Origin of the sequence: Pseudomonas sp. yb_5 (assembly GCF_043103865.1) — a bacterium.
Classification (GTDB): domain Bacteria; phylum Pseudomonadota; class Gammaproteobacteria; order Pseudomonadales; family Pseudomonadaceae; genus Aquipseudomonas; species Aquipseudomonas putida_Y.
Genome location: NZ_JBICKE010000009.1, coordinates 1 through 5,969, shown reverse-complemented (window position 1 = coordinate 5,969; position 5,969 = coordinate 1). Strand labels below are relative to the sequence as shown.

8 protein-coding genes are annotated in these 5,969 nt (G+C 62.9%); 2 read left to right on the top strand and 6 right to left on the bottom strand.

The window, feature by feature from the left end:
- Positions 1-18 precede the first annotated feature (18 nt).
- Entirely contained in the window at positions 19-1,209 is a 1,191-nt protein-coding gene (locus tag ACF8GF_RS00955) for a benzoate/H(+) symporter BenE family transporter (RefSeq protein WP_209964282.1), read from the bottom strand.
- 144 nt (positions 1,210-1,353) lie between these two features.
- Between ACF8GF_RS00955 and ACF8GF_RS00950 the strand changes: the two genes are divergently transcribed.
- Positions 1,354-1,956 (top strand): glutathione S-transferase family protein, encoded by a 603-nt coding sequence (locus ACF8GF_RS00950; RefSeq protein WP_176685806.1) that lies wholly within the window; start codon positions 1,354-1,356, stop codon positions 1,954-1,956.
- Between the two features lie 138 nt (positions 1,957-2,094).
- On the opposite strand, the gene ACF8GF_RS00945 is transcribed toward ACF8GF_RS00950, so the two are convergent.
- From ACF8GF_RS00945 to ACF8GF_RS00925, 5 genes are all read right to left on the bottom strand, one after another.
- On the bottom strand, positions 2,095-2,466 hold the full coding sequence (locus tag ACF8GF_RS00945) for a glutaredoxin (protein WP_010952857.1): 372 nt from the start codon (positions 2,464-2,466) through the stop codon (positions 2,095-2,097).
- 59 nt (positions 2,467-2,525) lie between these two features.
- On the bottom strand, positions 2,526-3,071 hold the full coding sequence (gene folE, locus ACF8GF_RS00940; protein ID WP_003252789.1) for a GTP cyclohydrolase I FolE: 546 nt from the start codon (positions 3,069-3,071) through the stop codon (positions 2,526-2,528).
- A 70-nt stretch (positions 3,072-3,141) separates the two neighbouring features.
- Entirely contained in the window at positions 3,142-3,702 is a 561-nt protein-coding gene (locus tag ACF8GF_RS00935; RefSeq protein ID WP_392487616.1) for a Smr/MutS family protein, read from the bottom strand.
- Between the two features lie 174 nt (positions 3,703-3,876).
- Positions 3,877-4,197: a hypothetical protein gene (locus ACF8GF_RS00930; protein ID WP_176685830.1), complete on the bottom strand. Its 321-nt coding sequence runs from the start codon at positions 4,195-4,197 to the stop codon at positions 3,877-3,879.
- A gap of 85 nt (positions 4,198-4,282) precedes the next feature.
- The gene (locus ACF8GF_RS00925) at positions 4,283-4,873 is read right to left on the bottom strand and encodes a cysteine hydrolase family protein (protein WP_176685829.1); all 591 of its coding nucleotides are present in this window, start codon (positions 4,871-4,873) and stop codon (positions 4,283-4,285) included.
- 181 nt (positions 4,874-5,054) lie between these two features.
- On the opposite strand from ACF8GF_RS00925, the gene prmB reads away from it, so the two are divergent.
- Entirely contained in the window at positions 5,055-5,963 is a 909-nt protein-coding gene (gene prmB, locus ACF8GF_RS00920; RefSeq protein WP_021783085.1) for a 50S ribosomal protein L3 N(5)-glutamine methyltransferase, read from the top strand.
- The last annotated feature ends 6 nt before the right edge of the window (positions 5,964-5,969 follow it).

The following is a 5,969-nucleotide window of genomic DNA, read 5'->3' as shown; positions in this document are numbered from 1 at the left end:
CACAGGCAACAACAACCCTCACCCCCTGCGCGGGTTAAGCATCACCAAGGCCAACACCCCCGCCACAATCCCCCAGAACGCCGAACCAATCGAGAACAAGGTCAGCCCCGAAGCGGTCACCATGAAGGTGATCACCGCTGCCTCCCGCTCGCGCGCCTCGCTCATGGCCACGGTCAAACCGTTCATGATCGAGCCAAACAGCGCCAGTGCCGCGATCGACAGCACCAGCTCTTTCGGCAATGCCGCGAACAGTGCCGCCAAGGTGGCGCCGAACACCCCGGCAATGCCGTAGAAAATCCCGCACCACACCGCCGCGGTGTAGCGTTTGTTCGGGTCTTCATGGGCATGCGGCCCGGTGCAGATCGCCGCGCTGATCGCCGCCAGGTTGACCCCATGCGAGCCGAACGGCGCCAGCACCAGCGAGGCGAAGCCGGTGGCCGAAATCAGCGGCGAGGCCGGTACCTGGTAGCCGTCGGCACGCAGTACGGCCACGCCGGGCATGTTCTGCGAAGTCATGGCCACCACGAACAGCGGAATGCCGATGCTGATGGTTGCCGCCAGCGAGAAGCTTGGCGTGGTCCACACCGGCTTGGCCACTTCAAGGTGGAAGCCGCTGAAGTCCAGCAGGCCCAGCGCGCCGGACAATGCCGTGCCCACCAACAGTGCGGCAAGCACGCAATAGCGCGGCGACAGGCGTTTGACCAGCAGGTAGCTGAAGAACATGCCCAGTACCAGCAATGTGCGGTGCTGCGCGGCCACGAAGATTTCGCTGCCGATCTTGAACAGGATGCCCGCCAGCAGTGCCGAGGCCAGCGAGGCCGGAATGCGCTTGACCAGGCGCTCGAAGCTGCCGGTCAGGCCGCACGCCAGCACCAGCAAGGCACAGGTAATGTAGGCACCAATGGCCTCGCCATAGCTGACCCCACCCAGGCTGGTGATCAGCAGCGCCGCGCCGGGGGTGGACCAGGCGATGGTGATCGGTGTGCGGTAGCGTAGCGACAGGCCGATGCTGCACACCGCCATGCCGATCGACAGCGCCCAGATCCATGACGAAATCTGCGCGGTGGTCAGCCCGGCTGCCTGGCCGGCCTGGAACATCAGCACCAGCGAACTGGTATAGCCGGTGAGCATGGCAATGAAGCCGGCGACCACCGCCGACGGGGAGGTGTCTGCCAGGGGCCGCAGACGTGCGGAAGTGGCATCGGTCATGAACAAAATCCTTGTAAAGGTGTAAGCAGTTTTTTCAGACTACAGCGAGCAAGGTTGATCCTTGCCATACAGCGGCCATTGCTTTTAGCCGTACAGTCGCCACATATTGGGCGCAATTGCGAAACTGCTTTGCAGGGAGGGTCGATGTACAAGGTCTATGGCGACTACCAGTCGGGTAACTGTTACAAGGTCAAGCTGATGTTGAGCCTGCTGGGCCGGCCGTATGAATGGCACCCGGTGGACATTCTCAAGGGCGAGACCGAAACGCCCGAGTTTCTGGCGATGAACCCCAACGGCAAGGTACCGGTGCTGGAACTGGAAGACGGTAGTTACCTGTGGGAGTCCAACGCCATTCTCAACTTCCTGGCCGATGGCAGCGAGTTCCTGCCCAGCGAGCCGCGCCTGCGTACCCAGGTGTTGCAGTGGCAGTTCTTCGAGCAGTACAGCCACGAGCCGTATATTGCTGTGGCGCGGTTCATCCAGTTCTACCTGGGCCTGCCGGACGAGCGCCTGGACGAGTACCGCAAGTTGCACAAGGGCGGCTACAAGGCGTTGAGGGTGATGGAGCGACAGTTGCAGATGACGCCTTACCTGGTGGGTGAGCAGTACTCGATTGCCGATGTGGCGTTGTATGCCTACACCCATGTGGCGCAGCAGGGCGGGTTCGACCTGGCAGAGTACCCGGCGGTAAGGGCCTGGCTGGAGCGGGTCAGCAGCCACCCGCGGCATGTGCCGATGGTGGGTTGAAAACCGACCTGTTTTCCAGGCGCTTGCGCAATCCTTGTGGGAGCGGGCGTGCCCGCGAACACGGGCGTAGCCCGTGCCAACCACCGCGGTGCCTGCTTCGCGGGCTCGCCCGCTCCCACAAGGGATCTGCAGCGTCAGTCAGATGGCGGCAAACCGCTCATCCAGGTAAGCGATGATCGCCTTGGACTCGTACATCCAGGTCACCTTGCCGGCTTCTTCAATGCGCAGGCATGGCACTTTCACCCGGCCGCCACCTTCTTGCAGGGCCTGGCGGTGCACCGGGTCGTTCTTGGCGTCGCGCAGCGCCACCGGCACGTTCAACCGGTGCAGGGTGCGGCGGGTTTTGACGCAGAACGGGCAGGCGTGGAACTGGTACAGCGCCAGCCCCTTGGCCGCTTGCTCGATGCGGGCCTGGGCGGCGGCGTCGCGCTTGCGTTTGGCCGGGCGGCTGATCCAGTCACCGAACACGATGAGCTGGCCGAGGCCAACCCGCAGGGCTTTGACGATCATGGGCAACTCCTGAAATGCAAAAGCCGACCCTGAAGGGTCGGCTTGGGGCCAGCAACCAATCACTTGATCAGGCTGAGGAACTCGCTGCGGGTGGCGGCGTTATCGCGGAACTCACCCAGCATCACCGAGGTGATCATGGTCGAGTTCTGCTTCTCGACACCGCGCATCATCATGCACATGTGCTTGGCTTCGACCACCACGGCCACGCCCGCAGCACCGGTTACCTGCTGCACGGCTTCGGCGATCTGGCGGCTGAGGTTTTCCTGGATCTGCAGGCGGCGGGCATACATGTCGACGATACGTGCCACCTTCGACAGGCCCAGTACCTTGCCCTTTGGCAGGTAGGCAACGTGTGCCTTGCCAATGAACGGCAGCATGTGGTGTTCGCACATCGAATACAGTTCGATGTCCCGGACCAGCACCATTTCGCTGTTGTCAGAGCTGAACAAAGCGTTGTTGGTGACTTCTTCCAGTGTTTGCTCATAACCGCGGCAAAGGTACTTCATCGCCTTTGCAGCCCGCTTGGGCGTGTCGAGCAGGCCCTCACGGGAGACGTCCTCGCCAATCTGGCTGAGGATCTCGGTGTAGTTCTGTTCCAGGGACATGGATCTACCTGTGGGAAAAAATCGCAAAAACGAAGGGTACGGCGGTGAGGGCGGCGCTGCAAGCGCGGCGTTACTCGTCGCGGCCTTCGAGCATGGTTCGCTTCAGCATCACATACACCGCGCCAGTGCCGCCGTGGCGGGTACTGCACGAGGCAAAACCGAGCACTTGCGGGTGCTGGCGCAGCCAGGTGTTGACGTGGCTCTTGATCATCGGGCGCTTGCCGTCCAGGCGCGCGGCCTTGCCGTGGGTCACCCGCACGCAGCGGACCTCCAGTCTGGTGGCTTCGGCGATGAAGTCCCACAAGGTTTCGCGGGCCTTTTCCACCGTCATGCCGTGCAGGTCGAGGCTGCCCTCGAACGGAATCTGCCCCAGCTTCAGCTTGCGCAGCTGGCCTTCCTGTACGCCGTCGCGGCGCCACATCAGCTCGTCTTCGGCGCCTACGTCGATGACGAACTGGTCGGACATGCCATCGATGACCAAAGCCTTGTCACTGCGCACGGTTGCCGCCTGGCGCAGGCCGGCCAGCTTTTGGCGATCGGCCTTGGGCTTGCCGACTTCGGCACGATCGTGACGGATCGGTTTTACGCCGCGCACTTCGGCCTTGAACAGGGAAAAATCGTCGTCTTGCATGATGCCTCCACGTAGGCGGCGTAGTTTACGCGACTGTGGGGCCGTGTGCAGCCTGTGCGGGCCTCTTCGCGGGTGAACCCGCTCCTACAGGTACCCCGCCGCCTTCAGGCTCTGTGACATCCCTGCAGGAGCGGGTTTACCCGCGAAGAGGCCCGCACAGGTTACGCAAAACCATCAATCGTGCTTCTTCATCAGGTGCGGCGACAGGTTCAGCTCCCGCCCGCGGCGCAAGCGGATACGGCTGCGCCGCCAGAAACGCACGCCCAGCCACAGCAGCAACAAGCCAGCCACGGTGAGGATGCTGGACAGTGGCTTGTTGGTGTTGAGTTCCTGCAGGGCAGGGTAGTTGCCCAGCAGGCCGGCGACGCCGGCCATGGCCAGCAACACGCCCAGCGTCGCCAGCAGGGCCGACAGGCCGGCCGCCAGGCGGGCGCCCCAGTTACGCGGTTCGCGCGGGCGCAGGCGCTTGGCGTCGAAACTGCCTTTAAGCTTCATTCCGCTCTCCTCGGTGGATATCCGGAATTCGACCTGCTGCTGCCCATCGGGTTCCGCCCGGCTGCCGGGCGGTCCTGCAAGCCGCTCAGATCAGGCTGGCGGTGGGGGCCACGCAAGCGAAGTTGTCAGCCATCACGGCCATTTCGCACTGGTGAATCTGCGCGGCCGGAATGACGCCGTCCTTGAATGCCAGGTCGCGGGTGGCCGACGCGTCTTCTACCAGGGTGCACCGATAACCATAGTCCTTGGCGCGGCGAACGGTGGTGCTGACGCTGGAATGGCTCATGAAACCACAGACGATGAGGTCCAGGTGGCCCAGCTCCTGCAATGTTTCGTGCAGCTTGGTGTTCTTGAACGCGTTGGGCATGCGCTTTTCGATGACGATTTCACCTTCCAGCGGCTCCAGCCCCGGAATGAACTCACCAGCCGGCCCCTGGGGGTCGAAGCGGCCCCCGACAGTGCCCAGGTGGCGAACATGGATGATCGGACGGCCGCTTTTACGGGCGGCGTCGAGCAACCTGGCGATGTTGGCCACGGCCTCGTCCATGCCCGACAGCTTCAGGGGACCGTTGAGGTACTCCTTTTGTGCATCGATGATGATCAGGCTGGCGTGGCTCAGCTTGGCCGGCGGATAGTCGCGGCCAGTGAGGCGAAACATCGTGGTTGGAACGGACATCAAGGGCTCCTTGGATAGGGCTTTTGTATACCTATTCTCCCCTGCCTTGGCGCCAATGGGAATGGTTGACAACGCAAGCGGCATGGTTACTGGCTTGTGGCTAGCCTTTGGGCAAGGCAAAGGAACAAATGTGCGGGTGGGGCTGTTAGACTTTTGTCCGGTCTGAAAATAGGAGTACCCCGTGATCACATCCCGTCTGCGCACGCTGCGCGACTACATCCGCTGGGCGGTCAGCCGCTTCCACGAGCATGATCTGTTCTTCGGTCACGGTGCCGATAATGCCTGGGACGAGGCCCGCATGCTGGTGCTCGGTGCCGTGCACCTGCCATGGGAGGTGGCCGACAGCTACCTGGACTGCATGCTCGAGGACGACGAGCGGGTACGCCTTCAGCACCTGCTCAAGCGCCGTATCGAAGAGCGTGTACCGGCCGCCTACCTGCTGGGCGAGGCGTGGTTCTGCGGCATGTCGTTCATCGTCGACGAGCGGGTGCTGGTGCCGCGTTCGCCCATTGGCGAGCTGATCGAAAAACGTTTCGAGCCGTGGCTGGCCAGCGACCCGGCGCGCATTCTGGACCTGTGCACGGGGTCGGGTTGCATCGGCATCGTTGCTGCCGACGTTTTCCCCGAGGCCGAGGTGGTGTTGGCCGATCTGTCGTTCCAGGCTCTTGAAGTGGCCAACCAGAACATCGAACGCCATGGCCTGGACGGTCGCGTGTACACCGTGCAGGGCGATGGCTTTGGCGGTTTGCCGGGGCAGCGTTTCGACCTGATCCTGTCCAACCCGCCGTATGTCGATGCCGAAGACTTCGACGACATGCCGGCCGAGTACCACCATGAGCCCGAACTGGGCCTGGCCTGCGGCAGCGACGGCCTGGATCTGGTACGGCGGATGCTGGCCGAAGCGGCTGACCACCTGACCGAGAAGGGTTTGCTGATTGTCGAAGTGGGCAACAGCCAGGTGCATGTCGAGGCGTTGTACCCCGAGGTGGACTTTGCCTGGCTGGAATTCGAGCGTGGCGGGCACGGGGTGTTCATGCTCACTGCGGAGCAGTGCCGCCAGCATCAGGAACTGTTCAAGGCCCGCGTTTAGGCTATT